At 33.0% G+C, this 1,202-nt stretch carries 1 protein-coding gene; it reads right to left on the bottom strand.

The genetic code is table 11. The features are described from left to right. Positions 1–15: 15 nt before the first annotated feature. Complete coding sequence (locus DNK84_RS13600; protein WP_119345002.1) at positions 16–711, bottom strand: hypothetical protein; 696 nt, start codon at positions 709–711, stop codon at positions 16–18. Positions 712–1,202 lie beyond the last annotated feature (491 nt).

Raw genomic sequence — 1,202 nt, 5'->3', positions numbered from 1 at the left:
CTTAACTTAGTGCCATTAATAACCATCATGACTTTTCATACTAAAGCGATCAGGTAATAGCTTTTGAAGGTTTGAAAAATCAATAAAAACACTATTAAGTTCGCTATTGCTGGTATTGTTTAGATGAATGTTAAAGTGCGTATCAGGGCGAATTTCAAACGTTGGTAAGATCTCCAATGGTAATGCTTTTTTAACAATTTTACTATCTTCACTAAATTGTGTTGAAAGTTCAATTTGCGTTTGGTTTTGTATATTGGCAGATGATGTTTTAAAAGATAGCGTCACATTGGCTGTTTTTGCCTTGTCAGTGTAGTAGCGAACCAGTTGATAACAGCTTTGCCCACATTCAAGTGTTGCACCTTTGCTGCCATCCCAACAGGCTTTATCTGCGCCTGTTTTGAGTGATATTTCATTGATGATTGTATCAACTTTAATACGGTTATCATTTACGCTGTTATTTATTGCTGTAATCGTAATTGGTTGACAGCTTGCGCCCACTTTAAGGTTAGATGAAGCAGCGTTTGTTGCCTGAATTTTTTCATGTATGGTACTGCCTGTTTGTGCTTGAGAGATGACATCACTTTGTGTAGATAAGTTAAGTGTACTTGGTGTGTTGCTTGTGCTGTTATCATCACTGCTACCACCACCGCCACATCCGCTTATGAAGGCTGAAGATAACAGTAAAACAGTTATTTTTTTTAGTATGGACATCTAAAACCCTTAATTGTTAAAATATAATCAATTATTTTCTTTTATTTATTAATATAGTGTAAAAACCTCAGGGCTTCGTTGAGAGTTGTTCGGTATATTTATAATATATTGTACATTTTTTGTATAGAGATAATAAAGGAAAGACCAGGAAGTCAAATAAAATTAATATGGTTTGTTTTCCCATGGATGGTTTTTTAAGTAAAATGGATAATGTGGGCTTTATTTGACATTTTTTTAACAAATAATTACAATATAAAAATATTTGTAATTATATCGGGTGGTACTATATAGAGGGTAATTACCAATCATCTAAAAGCTGTTTTATATTAAGGAGGTTAAATGCACACTACAGGACACTAAGTAGTTTTTCTGTTTGAATTTTTGTTAACTTTAGCTCAAATACAAGCTTAATTGATGCCATGATTTTACTTGTATTAATCACAATCTCCGCCAATGATTTGCTAATAAAATCCATGCCATTACGCACCACT

The organism is Facilibium subflavum, from assembly GCF_003574485.1.
In the GTDB taxonomy this organism is placed as follows: Bacteria; Pseudomonadota; Gammaproteobacteria; order Francisellales; family Francisellaceae; genus Facilibium; species Facilibium subflavum.
The sequence above is the reverse complement of the archived record's forward strand: the minus strand, read 5'-3'. Positions and strand labels throughout refer to the sequence as shown.